This is a genomic window from [Pantoea] beijingensis, assembly GCF_022647505.1.
Lineage (GTDB): Bacteria > Pseudomonadota > Gammaproteobacteria > Enterobacterales > Enterobacteriaceae > Erwinia > Erwinia beijingensis.
Map to the genome: position 1 here is coordinate 1 of NZ_CP071409.1, position 17298 is coordinate 17298.

The following is a 17298-nucleotide window of genomic DNA, read 5'->3' on the forward strand; positions in this document are numbered from 1 at the left end:
GTGTCACTTTCGCTTTGGCAACAGTGTCTTGCCCGCTTGCAGGATGAGCTACCTGCCACAGAATTCAGCATGTGGATACGCCCGCTACAGGCCGAACTAAACGACAACACATTGGCTTTGTATGCGCCTAACCGGTTTGTACTGGATTGGGTTCGGGATAAATATCTGCATAATATTAATGGGCTACTCAATGAGTTTTGTGGCACGGATACGCCGACGCTGCATTTTGAAGTCGGCACTAAGCCGAAGCCAGCAGCACAGCCTGTTAGCCAGCCGATTACCGCGAGTGCTCACTATAATGCGCCGCCCGTAGCCGCTGCAGGCGTCCGTCCGGCACCTTCACGCCCAAGCTGGGATACGGTACCCGCCCCGGCGGAACTCTCTTATCGCTCGAACGTCAATACCAAGCATAATTTTGATAATTTTGTTGAGGGTAAATCTAACCAGCTGGCTCGCGCGGCAGCGCGACAGGTCGCCGACAATCCTGGTGGAGCCTACAATCCACTGTTCCTTTATGGTGGGACTGGTCTGGGTAAAACCCACCTGTTACATGCGGTGGGGAACGGTATTATGGCGCGTAAACCCAATGCGAAAGTGGTTTACATGCATTCTGAGCGCTTTGTACAGGATATGGTGAAAGCGTTACAGAATAATGCTATTGAGGAGTTCAAGCGCTACTATCGATCTGTTGACGCGTTACTGATTGATGACATCCAGTTTTTTGCTAATAAAGAGCGTTCACAGGAAGAGTTTTTTCATACCTTTAACGCACTTTTGGAAGGTAATCAGCAGATCATCTTAACCTCGGATCGTTATCCCAAAGAGATCAACGGGGTAGAAGATCGTCTTAAATCGCGCTTTGGCTGGGGCTTAACGGTGGCTATCGAGCCACCGGAGCTGGAAACACGCGTGGCGATCCTGATGAAAAAAGCGGATGAGAATGATATCCGCCTACCGGGTGAAGTCGCTTTCTTTATCGCCAAGCGTTTGCGGTCTAATGTGCGCGAGCTGGAAGGGGCGTTGAACCGGGTGATCGCCAACGCCAATTTTACCGGTCGGGCCATTACTATTGATTTCGTGCGTGAGGCGCTGCGCGATCTGCTGGCGCTGCAGGAAAAGCTGGTCACCATCGACAATATTCAAAAGACGGTGGCGGAGTACTATAAAATTAAGGTAGCCGATCTGCTTTCCAAGCGCCGCTCTCGTTCCGTGGCGCGTCCGCGCCAGATGGCGATGGCGATGGCAAAAGAGTTGACCAACCACAGTTTGCCGGAGATCGGTGATGCTTTCGGGGGTCGGGACCATACGACTGTGCTGCATGCGTGCCGTAAGATCGAGCAGCTACGTGAAGAAAGTCACGACATTAAAGAAGATTTTTCCAATTTAATCAGAACATTATCTTCCTGACGCTATGAAATTTATTGTAGAACGTGAGCATTTACTCAAGCCATTGCAGCAAGTCAGCAGCCCGTTGGGAGGCCGTCCCACTCTGCCAATTCTGGGAAACCTGTTGCTGCAGGTGACTGAGGGCACTCTGCTGCTAACTGGTACAGATTTAGAGATGGAAATGGTGGCGCGTGTTGCGCTGTCGCAACCGCATGAGCCAGGTGCCACAACGGTGCCGGCGCGCAAGTTCTTTGATATCTGCCGTGGTCTTCCGGAAGGTGCAGAGATAAGCGTCGTGCTGGAGGGTGACAGAATGTTGGTGCGATCAGGTCGCAGCCGTTTCTCGCTTTCGACGCTACCCGCCAGCGATTTTCCTAATCTGGATGACTGGCAAAGTGAGGTTGAATTCACCTTGCCGCAGGCAACGATGAAGCGCCTGATTGAAGCCACGCAGTTTTCCATGGCTCATCAGGACGTGCGTTATTATCTGAACGGCATGCTGTTTGAAACCGAAGGCGAAGAACTGCGCACCGTGGCCACCGACGGTCACCGCCTGGCGGTTTGTTCTATGCCGGTTGGTCAGGCATTGCCAAATCATTCGGTGATTGTGCCGCGTAAAGGCGTGATTGAATTGGTTCGCTTGCTGGACGGCGGTGATACACCGCTGCAGATTCAGATTGGCAGCAACAATATCCGTGCGCACGTCGGTGATTTTATCTTTACTTCAAAGTTGGTTGACGGTCGTTTCCCGGATTATCGCCGCGTGTTGCCGAAAAACCCTGATAAAAACCTTGATGCCGGCTGTGATTTACTAAAGCAGGCGTTTGCCCGCGCAGCTATTCTCTCAAATGAGAAATTTCGCGGCGTTCGCCTCTATATCAGCGAAAATCAGCTGAAAATCACCGCAAATAACCCGGAGCAGGAAGAAGCGGAAGAGATCCTCGACGTGACCTATGGCGGCACAGATTTAGAGATCGGGTTTAACGTAAGCTATGTGTTGGACGTGCTGAACGCGCTGAAATGTGAAAATGTGCGGCTGCTGTTGACCGATTCTGTGTCCAGTGTGCAGATAGAAGATGCGGCCAGTCAATCGGCCGCTTATGTCGTTATGCCCATGAGATTATAATTGTCCGGGCTATCTTACTGGCTACTTTGGGATTGGGCAGTGCTCAAAATCCTCACGTACTGCGTGTACGCTCCGGTTTTTGCGCGCTTGCCGCACCCAAACTAGCTGCGACGATAACGCCCTGGATTGTAATGTTACTCGTGGGATTCAATAGAATATGGCTTTAACCCGCCTTCTTATCAAAGATTTCCGTAATATCGACGATGCGGATCTGACGCTTTCGCCGGGGTTCAATTTTCTGGTTGGCGCTAATGGCAGCGGGAAAACCAGCGTGCTGGAGGCGATCTATACGCTGGGCCATGGCCGCGCGTTTCGCAGTTTGCAATCAGGGCGAGTGATCCGCCATGAGCAGGATGCGTTTGTGCTGCATGGTCGGATTGACGGCGTAGAGCGAGAAACCACCGTAGGCTTAACTAAAAACCGTGCCGGTGATAGTAAAGTGCGCATTGACGGCAGCGATGGACATAAAGTGGCTGAGCTGGCACAGCTTCTGCCGATGCAACTGATTACTCCGGAAGGTTTTACGCTTCTAAACGGCGGGCCGAAATATCGCCGTGCGTATATCGACTGGGGCTGCTTTCATAATACGCCGGGATTCTTTAATGCCTGGAGCAATCTGCGGCGCTTGCTGAAGCAGCGTAATGCGGCATTGCGTCAGGTTTCTCGCTATCAGCAAATCCGCGCATGGGACCTGGAACTGGTGCCATTGGCCGAACAGATAAGCCAGTGGCGCGCACAATACAGTGAAGCGATTGCGGCGGATATCACCGCAACCTGTGCCCAGTTTCTCCCGGAGTTCCAACTGACGTTTTCATTCCAGCGAGGTTGGGATAAAGAGAGTGACTATGCAGAGCTGCTGGAGCGCCAGTTTGAGCGCGATCGTGCGTTAACTTATACCGCCAGTGGCCCACATAAAGCCGATTTTCGTATTCGGGCTGAGGGAACGCCGGTGGAAGATTTATTATCACGTGGCCAGTTAAAGCTGCTGATGTGCGCCTTACGCCTGGCGCAGGGTGAGTTTCTCACCAAACAGAACGGGCGACGTTGCCTGTATCTGATAGATGATTTTGCCTCTGAACTGGACGAAAGTCGCCGCCGCCTGTTGGCCGCGCGTTTGAAAGCCACTCAGGCCCAGGTTTTCGTGAGTGCCATCGGTACAGAACACGTCACCGATATGACTGACGAAAAGGGCAAGATGTTCCACGTGGAACAGGGTAAAATAGCGGTTCAACCTGAAGATTAAATGAGCGAGAAACGTTGATGTCGAATTCTTATGACTCCTCAAGTATCAAAGTCCTGAAAGGTCTTGATGCGGTACGCAAGCGCCCGGGAATGTATATCGGCGATACGGATGACGGCACCGGTCTGCATCACATGGTATTCGAGGTCGTGGATAACGCAATCGACGAGGCACTCGCCGGCCATTGTAAAGAAATTACCGTTATCATTCATGCCGATAACTCTGTTTCCGTGCAGGATGATGGCCGTGGTATTCCTACTGGTATCCACGAAGAGGAAGGGATTTCTGCGGCTGAAGTGATCATGACCGTTCTGCACGCCGGCGGTAAGTTTGATGATAACTCCTATAAAGTGTCTGGTGGCCTGCACGGTGTGGGTGTTTCCGTGGTGAATGCCCTTTCCCAGAAGCTGGAGTTAACCATCCGTCGCGAAGGTAAAGTGCATCAGCAGATTTATGTCCATGGTGTGCCGCAGTCACCTCTTGCTGTCACTGGTGAAACCGAAGCGACCGGTACGCGCGTGCGCTTCTGGCCAAGCCATGACACCTTTACCAACGTTGTTGAGTTCGAATACGAAATTCTGGCGAAGCGCCTGCGTGAACTCTCCTTCCTGAACTCTGGCGTTTCGATTCGCCTGGAAGATAAACGCGACGATAAAAACGACCATTATCACTATGAAGGCGGCATCAAAGCCTTTGTTGAGTATCTCAATAAAAATAAAACCCCGATTCACCCTAACGTGTTCTATTTCAGCACGGTTAAAGATGATATCGGTGTGGAAGTCGCATTGCAGTGGAATGATGGCTTCCAGGAAAACATCTACTGCTTTACCAACAACATTCCACAGCGCGATGGTGGTACGCATCTCGCGGGTTTCCGTGCGGCGATGACGCGTACGCTGAATGCCTATATGGACAAAGAAGGCTATAGCAAAAAAGCCAAAGTGAGCGCCACCGGTGATGATGCGCGTGAAGGGCTGATTGCTGTGGTGTCGGTTAAAGTACCGGATCCGAAATTCTCTTCTCAGACCAAAGACAAACTGGTTTCCTCTGAAGTGAAATCGGCCGTTGAGCAGCAGATGAACGAACTGCTGGCCGAATACTTACTGGAACACCCAAGTGACGCGAAAATCGTCGTGGGTAAAATTATTGATGCTGCGCGTGCGCGTGAAGCCGCACGTCGTGCTCGTGAAATGACTCGTCGTAAAGGCGCGCTGGATCTGGCGGGTTTGCCTGGCAAACTGGCAGACTGTCAGGAGCGCGATCCGGCGTTGTCTGAAATCTACCTGGTGGAGGGTGATTCTGCAGGCGGTTCCGCCAAGCAGGGCCGTAACCGTAAAAACCAGGCGATTCTGCCGCTCAAAGGTAAAATCCTCAACGTTGAAAAAGCGCGTTTCGATAAAATGCTTTCTTCACAAGAGGTTGCCACGCTGATCACCGCGCTGGGTTGTGGTATTGGTCGCGACGAATATAACCCGGACAAATTGCGCTACCACAGCATTATCATCATGACCGATGCTGACGTTGATGGTTCGCATATTCGTACGCTGCTGCTGACCTTCTTCTACCGGCAGATGCCGGAAATCGTCGAGCGTGGCCACGTTTACATTGCACAGCCACCGCTGTACAAAGTGAAAAAAGGCAAGCAGGAACAGTATATTAAAGACGATGAGGCGATGGATCAGTACCAAATCGCCATCGCACTGGATGGCGCCACGCTGCATACCAACGCCGATGCACCTGCGCTGGCTGGCGAGCCGCTGGAAAATCTCGTGGCTGAATTCAACAGCGCACAAAAAATGATTAAGCGTATGGAACGCCGTTTCCCTGTCGCGATGTTGAATGCACTGATCTACCACCCAACGCTGAGTGACTTAAGCCAGCAGGCTTCCGTTCAGAGCTGGCTGGATAGTCTGGTGGTGTACCTGAATGAGAAAGAGCAACACGGCAGTACCTATAACGGGTTAGTACGTGAAAATCTTGAGCAGCATATTTTTGAGCCTGTTCTCCGCGTACGCACGCACGGTGTTGATACCGATTACCCACTGGATACCGAATTTATGCTGGGCGGTGAGTACCGTAAAATCTGTGCACTGGGTGAAAAACTGCGTGGCCTTATTGAACAGGATGCCTTTATCGAGCGTGGTGAGCGTCGCCAGCCTATTGCCAGCTTTGAGCAGGCGTTGGAGTGGTTGGTGAAAGAGTCGCGCCGTGGTCTTTCCGTACAGCGTTATAAAGGTCTGGGTGAGATGAACCCGGAACAATTGTGGGAAACCACTATGGATCCGGATAGTCGCCGTATGCTGCGTGTCACGGTGAAAGATGCCATCGCGGCCGATCAGTTGTTTACTACGCTGATGGGCGATGCGGTTGAGCCTCGACGTGCCTTTATAGAAGAGAACGCACTGAAAGCGGCAAACATCGATATTTAAACTGTGCCACAATACGAAGAAGCAGCCCTAAGCCGGCTGCTTTTTTTTGATCAAGATGCGTAATCTGATGAGGAAATTATGGCGATAAAGTTGATTGCAATTGATATGGATGGCACGTTGCTGAACCCGAAACATGAGATTACGCCTCGTGTTAAACAGGCGATTGGTCTTGCACGCGAGCGAGGGGCCGCAATTGTGCTGGCGACAGGGCGACCTTTTATCGGCGTACAACGCTACCTGATGGAACTGGATTTACAACAGGATGGCCAGTTTTGTATCACCAATAATGGCGCATTAGTTCAGCGTGCAATTAATGGCGATTGTGTAGCCGAAGTAGCCCTGACTTTTGATGATTACCTCTATTTTGAACAACTGGCGCGTGAGCTAGGCGTTCATTTCCAGGCATTGACCAAATCGCTGTTGTACACCTCAAACCAGGACATCAGTGAATACACCGTTCATGAAGCCTGGCTCACCGGCATGCCGCTTCGTTACCGCAGCGTTGCTGAGATGGACCGAACGCTGACTTTCCCGAAAGTTATGATGATCGATCCGCCTGAGCGGCTTGATAAAGCCATTGCTCGTATTCCGCAGGAAGCACGCGAACGCTATACCATTATGAAAAGCTCGCCTTACTATCTTGAAATACTTAATAAGCAGGTGAATAAAGGGGCGGGGGTCAAAGCGCTGGCCGATCAGCTTGGGCTGTCGCGTGATGAAGTCATGGCTATCGGCGATCAGGAAAACGATATAGCGATGCTGGAATTTGCCGGCACTGGCGTAGCGATGGGGAACGCGATCGATTCAGTCAAGGCTGTAAGCCAGTTTGTCACTAAAACGAATATGGAAGATGGTGTTGCGTACGCGATTGAGACATTTGTGCTTTAAGAGCCTGTACACCATTCTGTATAACTGCCTTTTCGAAGTGGCCGCCCAGGCGGTCACCGAACTCAATAATAAAGTCGCTTATTGCCATACGCCAGTTCCTCAACGGCGCCGTCCGTTGGGAACTTCTTCTTGAAACGCGTATGGTTATCGATAAAACAGACCTGTATTTTGACTAAACCGAATCTACAGGCGAGTTTTTTTCTATGCATCGGGCATCTACGGCCATTTCGTCAAAGCAAAGCAGATTTGAATCCTGGTCTGTTCCCCCGTCGATACGATATCCCTCACCAAAGTCCCTAATGGCCACGCTGTAATCATCATCTTCCGGTATACCGTATTTAGCGTTGATCATGTCCTTATTAGCTTTCCACCAGGCTTTTCAGGTATGGAAGATACCTGGCCAGTATTGTATACCATCATGAACGGCAACAATCTCAACTGGCGTCAGGTACTGCCACAGCATATAGCCACAGGCCGCAGCGGCTACAATTCCTGTCAGTTGCTTATTCACCCCGTCTCCCGCTGATTTCTAAGGTAGCATTCATTTCAGTGATAAACGGCTTATACCTGTACAGATCCCAGCGCTGGAGAGTAAACCACAGCCGGAAGATACAAAACCTTTTCCATTTACAGTCTCACCAGTAGAACTGACCTGTATTTTGACTCCATCCAATCCAGCTAAGTGGTTTTTTTTCAATGCATCGGGCAGCAACGGGTATATCATCAAAGCATAACAAATCAGAATCTTCGTCCGTTCCGTGATCGATGCGATAGCCATCACCAAAATCCATAATAAATACTTGGTAGAAGCCATCTTTAGACTTGTGTGGAATCCCATATTTAGCTTTGATCATGTCCTTATTGGCTTCCCACCAGGCTATCTGACGGTTTTTCATGTACGGAAAATGCCTGACAAGCATAAAGTTTCTATGCACAGCCACAATCTCAACCGGCGTCAGGTACTGCCACAGCATATAGCCACAGGCCGCAGCGGCTACAATTCCTGCTATCAGTCGCTTATTCACCCCGCCTCCCGCTGATTTCTAAGGTAGCATTCATTTCAGTGATAAACGGCTTATACCCGTACAGATCCCAGTGCTGGAGAGTAAACCACAGCCGGAAGATACGAAACTCCCTGTATAGTGGGTTCTGTACATCGGCATCATCAAGTCCGAAGTGATCCTGAATACGGTAATGCACCTTTGCCCTGAAACTCTCCCCCTCAAATTCCAGCGACTCCAGCGTGATATGCGTCGACCAGGTATCATGGACGGTAATCACCAACCCGTTAGTCCGGTCGATCAGACGGTCAAATTTAGGCAACACCGCTGAATTAACTGCATCGAGATTCCCTTTTTCATCAAATAAACTGGCTTTTTTATCCAGCGGAATAAACCCATATTCATAGTTAACAGCCGTCTTTAAAGCTTTTTTAATTTTCAGCAAAGAACTCTGCTCTGAATGATCATTCAGAATCTGCTCTTTCAGCGCCCTGTCCAGCAACGAGCTGCTGTATGGTGTGCCGCTTTTCTCCTGCATGTGGTCAATCATTTCGGTAATGATATTTTTGTACAGACCCTGGAAGGAGAACAGCTTCGCCAGCTCACGGAACTCATCAAACATAATGCGCGCGCTTTCCTCCCGGCTGACCACGACCGGTGCACTTTTCGCCAGACTGCCCGGATAAAATCCGCCAAACGGGCTGGTGGGAGCTGATGGGACAAGGGTCAGCGTATTCGGGTCGACTTTCGCCGAGATATCTGTCAGACCAAAACGCCCTTTCAGCACCTCCGCGCTCAAATCGCCGTAATGCATGTCCTTCGCGTCATAGTCATCCATCATGCGCTGCGTGGCATAGATCCGCGCCGGCAAAGGCATTGGCTCAAGTCCCTTTGACTTCGCCTCACTCAGTTTTTTCTTCCGGTCAGCCTCCTCCCGCTCTGCCACCCTACCGGCATTACAGTTGCTGTCGTAGGTGTGCGTCTTGACTGACGGGATGAACCGGGCACGACACGGGCAGGAATTGTAGCTGTCCAACGAACCCGCCCACTCTTTCAGCTCTCCACCCACCTCGTAAGTATCCCCCATACCACCGCAGACACGAAACCGTCCCTCATGCTTACCGCAGGTCACCGGATCGCCCACTCTGACCCGCTGCCGCTCGATACCGCCGATTTCGTAGGTTTCATCTAGTGCGCCGGCAAGAATTCGCCCGCCACAGGTAGTTTTATCCAGATGGTAGAGAAAATAACCTTCGTTAGCCATACCAAATCCTTCTGTTTTACATGGTTATAAAGTCAGCGCATCATAGCGGGACATCACTAGTCGAGCCACATCGGAGGGAATGATTTACCATAACATCCATATTATGAACCGCTTGAAACCGACTGTAGTTGGCAACTTCATAGTGCACTCCGTCTTGCATTCTACAGGTTCAATATCTGAATACGATATTTCAGGCGGCGAGGTAACTCACAGCCTCTTTCCACGTTTCACTTTTATCGTTCAAATAAAATGGGACAGAGTCAAATACAGGACTTATGGACAAAAAACAATCAACCATCCCTTCTCTAATAGTTTACTTAACTATCAGAATTGATCTGAGTCATAAAAATAACCATTTTCGGTGATAAAAATAAATATGAATTAAGTTCAAACCTTCATTAATTTTAAATAATAGGAAACCATTATGGGAACAGTAAGCTCAGGCTCTGCTCATAAAATGGGAGTCATTGCTCTTACGTTAGTAACCGCCTCCAATATGATGGGGTCGGGGGTTTTTATGTTGCCCACTAACCTGGCAGGAATTGGCTCTATATCGATATGGGGTTGGGTATTTACCATTATTGGTGTAATTGCACTGGCTTTAGTTTTTGCTAAAACCAGTTTAGTGACGCCTCGTGCGGGCGGTATTGTTGCTTATGCCAGTGATGCATTTGGCCCCTTTATTGGATTTCAGACGACCGTTTGTTACTGGATAAGTGCATGGGTTGGTAACGTTGCTTTATTAGTTGCTGGTGTGGGTTATTTGAGTTTCTTTTTTCCGGAGCTTAAAAATCCAACCTATGGTTGTATCGCTGCCATCTTTATTTTATGGGCTTTTGTATTTCTTGCGAGCTTCGGCGCAAGGATAGCTGGCCGTGCACAATCTTTTACTGCAGTATGTGGCCTGATCGTTATTTTAGGCGTCGGCCTGATTGGCTGGTTCTGGTTTAATCCAGAGATGTATTCCGAAGTTTATAATGCGACAGGACGGAGTAACTCCTCTGCTATTGTTTCTGCAGCATCAATGGCGTTATGGGGATTCCTGGGGATCGAATCCGCCGTTGTTTCGACGGGGCAGGTTCAGGATCCGGAACGTACCGTACCACGGGCAACGGTGATGGGGTTACTGATTGCCGCCATCTGTTACGTGGGTAGCTGTACCGTCATCATGGGACTGGTCCCACATAACGTGCTGATCAACTCAGCAGCACCTTTCGCTGATGCTGCTCGTTATATGTTCGGTAATCTTGCCGGTAATATTGCCTCTGCACTCAGTATTATTGCTTGTTTTGGTTCCATTTCAGGTTGGCTGATCCTGCAATCTGAAGGCCCACGCGCGGGTGCTCAGCAAGGTCTTTTTCCTCAGTTTTTTGCGGATACCAATAAGCAAGATGTTCCAATGAAGAGCCTTATTTTTACCGGCGTCCTAATGAGCATTGTCCTGTTATTAACGGCCTCGCCAAACCTGGCTAAACAGTTTGAGGTTGTTATTTTAATGTCAGTTTTCGCTTCATTACTGCCTTATATGTATGCCTTAATTTCACTGCCTATTATCCTGGTATCGAAGAAAATGAACCGCGGTAGCTCTTTCATGTTTTATTGCACATTGGTTGTTATCGGCATGATCTACTGTATTTTTGCCTTACTTGGTTCGGGCGGTGACTCCATGTTCTGGGGCATACTGATGATGATGATTACTATTCCGTTATTCTCTTTCGTTGCTGTTGGTCGAAGTAAAAAAGGGAAGACCACGCTTTATTTAGATAAATGAAATCGTAAAAAAATGAATACAAGGAGTTAAAAAATGACATTATCTATAGCCGATCAAAACAAACTTGATGAATTCTGGTCATATTGTGTGAAAAATCAATATTTCAATATTGGTTATCCTGAATCTGCTGATTTTGATTATACGATTCTTGAACGTTTTATGCGTTTCTCAATCAATAACTGTGGTGACTGGGGAGAATACTGCAACTATTTATTAAACTCATTCGAGTTTGAAAAAGAAGTGATGGAGTATTTTGCTAATCTCTTTAAAATTCCGTTTGAAGAGAGCTGGGGATATGTTACCAATGGTGGTACTGAAGGAAATATGTTTGGCTGTTATCTGGGGCGTGAGCTTTTTCCTGATGGCACTCTTTACTACTCTAAAGATACACACTATTCAGTAGCCAAAATTGTCAAACTATTGCGTATTAAATCCTCTGTTGTTGAATCACAGCCAAACGGTGAAATGGACTACGGTGATTTACAGCAAAAAATTAAACGCGATGGCGAAAAGCATCCTATTATTTTCGCTAATATCGGGACTACCGTGCGTGGTGCTATTGATAACATCACGACTATTCAGGCGTTAATTAAAGATTTGGGCATTAAACGTGAGGATTACTATCTCCACGCTGATGCCGCACTTAGCGGGATGATTTTGCCCTTTGTTAACGATCCTCAACCGTTTAACTTTGCAGATGGGATTGATTCGATTGGTGTGTCTGGCCATAAAATGATCGGTTCTCCGATTCCCTGTGGCATCGTTGTCGCCAAAAAGAAAAACGTCGATCGTATTTCAGTCGAGATTGATTATATTTCCGCTCACGATAAAACCATTACAGGTTCTCGTAACGGTCATACGCCATTAATGATGTGGGAGGCCATTCGCAGCCATTCATGGAGCGACTGGCAGCGCCGCATTGAGCGGAGCCTGAATATGGCGAAATATGCGGTTAAACGATTCCAGGACGCTGGCGTAAAAGCCTGGTGTAACAAAAACTCCATTACCGTCGTATTCCCTTGTCCCTCTGAGGAGGTCTGGAAGAAACACTGCCTGGCGACGTCCGGTGACGTTGCGCACCTGATCGCGACGGCACATCACCTGGATTCCAGCAAAATTGATGAGCTGATTGACGATGTCATTGCCGACCTGAACAAACAGGCTGCCTGATAAAAGGGCAGTGATAAAACACTGCCCTCCAGCACGGGCGCAACCGTTGCCGAGACCAATCATTAGCGGTTGCGTTTCTCAGTCCCTGTTTTCGCGGGGACGCGCTCAGATTAACGCTTTGCCGACAGGTTGTAACGACAAATTACGTCCGGGATGTACGTCAATGGACTCAGGTGCATATGCGATAGCGTTTATTCCCCATCTTACGAGGACCGGCATGGATAAATTCCGCATAAAGAAGAATCAAATGGGCTTATTTGCCCTGACCATGATGACAGCATCAAACATGATGGGCAGCGGCGTGTTTATGTTGCCCGCTACGCTGGCGCGGATAGGTGCTATTTCCATTTGGGGGTGGGCACTGGCATTTTTAGCGATTGCCGCACTGGCGCTCATTTTTTGCAAAACAAGCGAATTATTTCCGTGTAACGGGGGCATCATTGCCAATATTACTGCCAGTTTTGGTCCTTTCGTTGGCCTGCAAATGACCCTTTTTTACTGGTTATCGACCTGGATCGGTAACTGCGCGCTCCTGCTCGCGGGAGTCGGTTATCTCTCTTATTTCTTTCCCTCTTTGCATAACCCGCTTTACGGAACCGGTGCCTGTATCCTTATTCTCTGGCTTTCCGTTATTTGGGGATTAAGGGGGGCAAAACTGGTGGGCTATACGCAGCTATTTACCGGCGGATGTATGGTGCTCGCTATCCTTAGCATCGGTGTTTTGGGCTGGGGGCACTTTGACGCTGAGCGTTATCATGCGGCCTGGAATCTCAGTGGTGTCAGTAATTATCAGGCTATCATCAATGCCGCAATGATATCGCTATGGGGGTTTTTAGGTATTGAATCTGCGTCGGTCTCTTTTAGTCAGGTTAAAAATCCTCGCCGTACTGTTCCCCTGGCAACGCTATTAGGATTAGGCATTGCCGGGCTGTGCTACGCCAGTTCAACCAACGTTATGATCGGCATACTTCCTCATCATGCACTGATCAACTCCTCTTCGCCATTTGCCGACAGCGCCTGCGCCATGTGGGGAACGAACGCCGGATTAGCTATTTCTGTTATGGTGGTTATCGCTTGTTTTGGTGCAATACCCGGCTGGCAAATCCTGCAAACGGAAGTCCCCAAGGCTGCGGCGGAAGAGGGGTTATTACCCGCATTTTTCGCCCGCACCAATCGCCATGGCGTTCCTGCTGGCGGGCTGGTATTTACGGCTTCACTGATGACCTTGTTGTTGCTACTCACGCTCTCCCCTAATCTGCAAAACCAGTTCACAACGATTATCACCCTGGCTGTCTCGGCAAGTTTGTTTCCCTACGCTTTTGCCGCGGTATCGCTGCCGGTGATGATCGCTCTAAATCACCAGAAAAAAAATACCACCTTTTATTACTATTGCTGCTTAAGCCTGGTGGCGTTGTGTTTTATTTCCCTCGCGTTCATTACCGAGAGTTCGTCAACCGTGGTATGGGGGATCGTTTTACAAATAGCCACGCTCCCTCTTTATCTCTTATACATTGCGCGGCGCCACCGACGGGAAAGTCGTGTCTCGCAGCAATCTCTCATCGGGCAATTAAACAAGGAGCTGTTATGAACAAGATTCAGGCCATACGCGGTATGCGTGACGTTCTTCCGGACGAAACCCCCATCTGGCAGTGGCTGGAGCGGAAGTTTCACCACATGGCTTTCCACTACGGATATCAGGAAATGCGTTTGCCCTTACTTGAACCTGTTGCTTTATTCGAACGTGCCGTTGGGGAAGCAACCGATATTGTATCCAAAGAAATGTATGATTTTACTGATAAAAGTGGTGAACACATAACGCTCCGTCCTGAGGGAACCAGCGGATGTATGCGTGCCGTGCTGGAAAATAATATGTGTTACAACAAATCTCAGCGTTTGTGGTATCAGGGGCCCATGTTTCGCTATGAACGACCGCAAAAAGGTCGGCTACGCCAGTTTACACAATTTGGTGTCGAGGCCTTCGGCATGTCCGGTGCCGATGTTGATGCCGAGCTGATTTTTATGGTTCGTGATCTGTTTGAGGACTTAGGTATTACGCAAAACGTTCGTCTCGAAATTAACTCGCTTGGGACGCCTGCAGAACGACTGGCACATCGTCAGCAGCTCGTGCAGTGGTTCACTGACCATAAATCACAATTAGACGACGACAGTCTGAAACGTCTGGCCGTTAATCCATTACGTATCCTGGACAGTAAAAATCCGGAAATGCAGGCGATAATTGAGCAGGCTCCGCGTTTACTCGATTTCCTTGAAGAAGAGTCACGACAGCATTTTGCGACATTGCGGAAGTTACTCGATGAAGCGGGCATCGCTTATCGCATTAACCCGCGTCTGGTCAGGGGATTAGATTATTATTCTCGTACTGTCTTTGAGTGGATCACCGATGATTTGGGGTCGCAGGGAACCGTATGCGGTGGTGGCCGTTACGATGGCCTTGCTGAGCTTTTTAATGGCAAGAAGCTGCCTGCCTGTGGTTTTGCTATTGGTATCGAGCGCTTAATATTGTTGCTGCAAGTGGTTTATGGCGACCAGAATCCACAGTGGCAAACTCATCCTGATGTGGTCATCACCAGTGAGATGGATGACGACGGTGTCTGCGCGCAACTGCTGGCCTGCACGCTACGACGTGACTTGCCGAGCTTGAATATATTAACCGACTGTAGCGATGCGAAATTAAAACGTCAGCACCAAAATGCGCTTAAAAGTGGTTGCCGCTATATTATTACCGTTAATGCGGACAAACAAATTCGCTTTTGGAATTTGCAGGATAATAGACAGGAAACATTAATAATCGAAGAGATAAAGAAACAACTGTTATCTTCATGATATAGATAAAAACGATCCATTATATCTGGGCGTTTAGCAGCAGTAAAATGGCAAGTCTGAAGGGCCCGGTAATTTGTTCAGGTAGATTGCCGGGCGGTGAATGGTGCTTCCGGATAAATTTTTAATACGGCTATTAAAATCATGGGTTGCAGAGTAAGAAGTGGGGAGTAAATTTCTTATTTTTTCTTTTATGGTTTCTGTGATTTTTAATTTTCTGATAAGCAATAATTAAATTTATTCTTTATTATAAGAATTGTGTTGTCGTTATGACGAGAAAAAGTAGATTATTTGTTGATGGCATTCCTCATCTTGTGAAACTGTCCGGTCATAATAATGGCGTTATTTTTAAGGATGAGAATGATTTCCGGAGTTTCTTTGATTGCATTGAAAATGCATTAACTATCTATGCGATAAAATTACATGCCTATAATTTGTCCGCCCGGAAAATTTTATTACTGCTCTCCGCACCAGATAAGGAACGACTGGGACGTTTTATGCAGTACCTGAGTAAGGGGTACTCTCAGGTTTTTAATCAACGCCATCAGCGGCATGGTACGCTTTGGGATGGCCGTTACAGCTGTTGCCCCGTCGAACCTAATGCCTATTTTTTATTAACGAAAAAATATGTCGAATGCCATTGTGTTGATGATTTGGGCCATCATAGTTTCGCCGGCGAGCCAGCTTCACGGGTTACTCCTCATGACGAGTATTTACGCTTGGGTGATAGCGCATCCCAACGGCTAACTGTTTATCAACGTTTTTGTCTGGGCAGGATAGGACCGGCGTTAATTACCCGTATTGAATCCGCTTTAACGCAAAACTGCTTACTTGCGACGGCGACCTATACTCAAACGCTTGAGCAGAAATACCAGCGAAATCTACGCCCACGGAAAATTGGTCGGCCAAAAAAGTACGAACATAATCCACTGGAAAGCTGGGAATGGCTGGGGAAGAAGGCCGGTTATCTGCTGCATCAGTACTGTTACCGTGAAATAAGAATCCCACTGCTGGAACAGCAAAATGAAAATACAGGCCACTCCTTTTCCGGCGAGTCTGACGCGTTATGTTTCAGTCATCAGGCACTATTGCGCGGTGATGGTACGATGGGATGTTTACGGTTGTTATCGCAACATCAGAGTTTACAAACGGAAACCCGTGTCTGGTATCAGGGCGCAATGTTCCGGCGCCAACATCAGCAAAATATAAATCAATTTCACCAGTTAGGTGTGGAAGCATTTGGCTATTCCGGCATTGGTATTGAAATTGAACTTATTTCTCTACAGTTTGATTTTTTTAAATCACTGCAAATACTGCCATTTATTGAATTAAAAATGAATACAATAGGAAGCACTGATGATTTCACGCGTTTTCGTAGCGAGTTGCGGCAATATTTTCTTCCTTACGCTTCTCTGTTTAATCCGCAGCAGCATCGCTGGTTTGCCTCGTCTCCTGAACGTTTGTTAACCGATAACGACATATTGATGCAAAGGCTGGCAGAGAAAGCGCCAAAACTGGATGACGTACTCTCTGCGCACTCACACGAGCGATTCACAAAACTTTGCACTTCCCTGACCGCATTAAATATCCCCTTTATCCACGATAAAAACCTCTTTCCGATTAATGACTACAACGATTTTCTTTTTGAATGGAATACCGATTCGCCACATAACCACGGCGTGCTGTGTCGGGGAGGGCGTTATGATAACAGCGCCAGTAGTCTCATTGGTCACCCGGTATCTGCTTGCGGCTTTGCTTTTATGCTGGAACCTATCATGCAGCTATTAAACAGTACTCAAAGAAGCAAGGGTTGCGGAAAGCAGGTTGATATAGTGCTCATTCCTGAGCAGGAGAGATCTCGGGATATTGCGCTATTGCTGGGACGCAAGTTGCGGCGCAATTTTCCTCACCTGAGTATTCTGAACGATTGTTCTACGCTACGTTTGTCCACCAGACAGAAAAACGCGCAACGCCAGGGGGCCAGATTCATCATTCTGATTGATGGCTGCGAGAATGAAGCCACATTCTGTGATGAAACCAACCATTTCTGGCAGCAGATTCCCCTTAGTGATGTTGTCGCCCACCTTAGTCACGCGCTAATGATGTAAAAAAATCGTGCTGATGTTGTTACGCTTGAATTGTCCGTTTTGTGATCTGCATTGTAGTACAATGTTATTATTTA

Annotated in this window: 14 protein-coding genes and 1 pseudogene; 10 read left to right on the plus strand and 5 right to left on the minus strand. The window is 48.3% G+C overall.

The window, feature by feature from the left end:
* The 5 genes from dnaA to yidA all read left to right on the plus strand — a co-directional run bounded on the left by dnaA (window position 1) and on the right by yidA (window position 7069).
* On the plus strand, window positions 1–1407 hold the full coding sequence (gene dnaA / locus J1C60_RS00005; protein ID WP_128175237.1) for a chromosomal replication initiator protein DnaA: 1407 nt from the start codon (window positions 1–3) through the stop codon (window positions 1405–1407).
* A gap of 4 nt (window positions 1408–1411) precedes the next feature.
* A complete protein-coding gene (gene dnaN / locus J1C60_RS00010) occupies window positions 1412–2512 on the plus strand; it encodes a DNA polymerase III subunit beta (protein WP_128175235.1) in 1101 nt (366 codons plus the stop codon).
* A 157-nt stretch (window positions 2513–2669) separates the two neighbouring features.
* Window positions 2670–3755 (plus strand): DNA replication/repair protein RecF, encoded by a 1086-nt coding sequence (gene recF / locus J1C60_RS00015; protein WP_128175234.1) that lies wholly within the window; start codon window positions 2670–2672, stop codon window positions 3753–3755.
* A gap of 17 nt (window positions 3756–3772) precedes the next feature.
* On the plus strand, window positions 3773–6181 hold the full coding sequence (gene gyrB, locus J1C60_RS00020; protein ID WP_128175232.1) for a DNA topoisomerase (ATP-hydrolyzing) subunit B: 2409 nt from the start codon (window positions 3773–3775) through the stop codon (window positions 6179–6181).
* A gap of 78 nt (window positions 6182–6259) precedes the next feature.
* On the plus strand, window positions 6260–7069 hold the full coding sequence (yidA, locus tag J1C60_RS00025) for a sugar-phosphatase (RefSeq protein ID WP_128175230.1): 810 nt from the start codon (window positions 6260–6262) through the stop codon (window positions 7067–7069).
* Between the two features lie 172 nt (window positions 7070–7241).
* Here the strand turns inward: yidA and J1C60_RS00030 are convergent, their stop codons facing one another.
* The 5 genes and pseudogenes from J1C60_RS00030 to J1C60_RS00045 form a co-directional block, all read right to left on the minus strand.
* Window positions 7242–7421, minus strand: coding sequence for a DUF943 family protein (locus J1C60_RS00030; RefSeq protein ID WP_235859147.1), 180 nt, complete (start codon window positions 7419–7421; stop codon window positions 7242–7244).
* Between the two features lie 27 nt (window positions 7422–7448).
* Window positions 7449–7580 carry a DUF943 family protein gene (locus tag J1C60_RS00035; protein ID WP_235859146.1) on the minus strand — a complete coding sequence of 44 codons (132 nt, stop codon included), beginning with the start codon at window positions 7578–7580 and terminating at the stop codon, window positions 7449–7451.
* Window positions 7573–7686, minus strand: a pseudogene (locus tag J1C60_RS18600) (DUF3289 family protein); the annotation flags it as partial. The gene J1C60_RS00035 and the pseudogene J1C60_RS18600, both read right to left, overlap by 8 nt.
* Window positions 7687–7704: 18 nt before the next feature.
* Complete coding sequence (locus J1C60_RS00040; RefSeq protein ID WP_128175228.1) at window positions 7705–8094, minus strand: DUF943 family protein; 390 nt, start codon at window positions 8092–8094, stop codon at window positions 7705–7707.
* Window positions 8087–9334, minus strand: a complete 1248-nt coding sequence (locus tag J1C60_RS00045) for a PAAR domain-containing protein (protein WP_128175227.1) — start codon at window positions 9332–9334, stop codon at window positions 8087–8089. The genes J1C60_RS00040 and J1C60_RS00045 overlap by 8 nt, the downstream gene beginning before the upstream one ends.
* Before the next feature lie 424 nt (window positions 9335–9758).
* Here J1C60_RS00045 and hdcC point away from each other — a divergent pair, with 424 nt between their 5' ends.
* From hdcC to J1C60_RS00070, 5 genes are all read left to right on the plus strand, one after another.
* A complete protein-coding gene (hdcC, locus tag J1C60_RS00050) occupies window positions 9759–11105 on the plus strand; it encodes a histidine-histamine antiporter (RefSeq protein ID WP_128175225.1) in 1347 nt (448 codons plus the stop codon).
* 33 nt (window positions 11106–11138) lie between these two features.
* The gene (locus J1C60_RS00055; protein WP_128175223.1) at window positions 11139–12275 is read left to right on the plus strand and encodes a histidine decarboxylase; all 1137 of its coding nucleotides are present in this window, start codon (window positions 11139–11141) and stop codon (window positions 12273–12275) included.
* A gap of 247 nt (window positions 12276–12522) precedes the next feature.
* A complete protein-coding gene (locus J1C60_RS00060) occupies window positions 12523–13863 on the plus strand; it encodes an amino acid permease (protein ID WP_128175222.1) in 1341 nt (446 codons plus the stop codon).
* Window positions 13860–15119, plus strand: a complete 1260-nt coding sequence (gene hisS / locus J1C60_RS00065; RefSeq protein ID WP_128175220.1) for a histidine--tRNA ligase — start codon at window positions 13860–13862, stop codon at window positions 15117–15119. Before J1C60_RS00060 ends, hisS begins: the two co-directional genes overlap by 4 nt.
* A gap of 266 nt (window positions 15120–15385) precedes the next feature.
* A complete protein-coding gene (locus J1C60_RS00070; protein ID WP_128175218.1) occupies window positions 15386–17224 on the plus strand; it encodes an ATP phosphoribosyltransferase regulatory subunit in 1839 nt (612 codons plus the stop codon).
* Window positions 17225–17298 lie beyond the last annotated feature (74 nt).

Coding starts and splice junctions, on each gene's coding strand:
- dnaN (WP_128175235.1), top strand. CDS start 1,412: ATGAAATTTATTGTAGAACGTGAGCATTTACTCAAGCCATTGCAGCAA.
- recF (WP_128175234.1), top strand. CDS start 2,670: ATGGCTTTAACCCGCCTTCTTATCAAAGATTTCCGTAATATCGACGAT.
- gyrB (WP_128175232.1), top strand. CDS start 3,773: ATGTCGAATTCTTATGACTCCTCAAGTATCAAAGTCCTGAAAGGTCTT.
- yidA (WP_128175230.1), top strand. CDS start 6,260: ATGGCGATAAAGTTGATTGCAATTGATATGGATGGCACGTTGCTGAAC.
- J1C60_RS00030 (WP_235859147.1), bottom strand. CDS start 7,421: ATGATCAACGCTAAATACGGTATACCGGAAGATGATGATTACAGCGTG.
- J1C60_RS00045 (WP_128175227.1), bottom strand. CDS start 9,334: ATGGCTAACGAAGGTTATTTTCTCTACCATCTGGATAAAACTACCTGT.
- hdcC (WP_128175225.1), top strand. CDS start 9,759: ATGGGAACAGTAAGCTCAGGCTCTGCTCATAAAATGGGAGTCATTGCT.
- J1C60_RS00055 (WP_128175223.1), top strand. CDS start 11,139: ATGACATTATCTATAGCCGATCAAAACAAACTTGATGAATTCTGGTCA.
- J1C60_RS00060 (WP_128175222.1), top strand. CDS start 12,523: ATGGGCTTATTTGCCCTGACCATGATGACAGCATCAAACATGATGGGC.
- hisS (WP_128175220.1), top strand. CDS start 13,860: ATGAACAAGATTCAGGCCATACGCGGTATGCGTGACGTTCTTCCGGAC.
- J1C60_RS00070 (WP_128175218.1), top strand. CDS start 15,386: ATGACGAGAAAAAGTAGATTATTTGTTGATGGCATTCCTCATCTTGTG.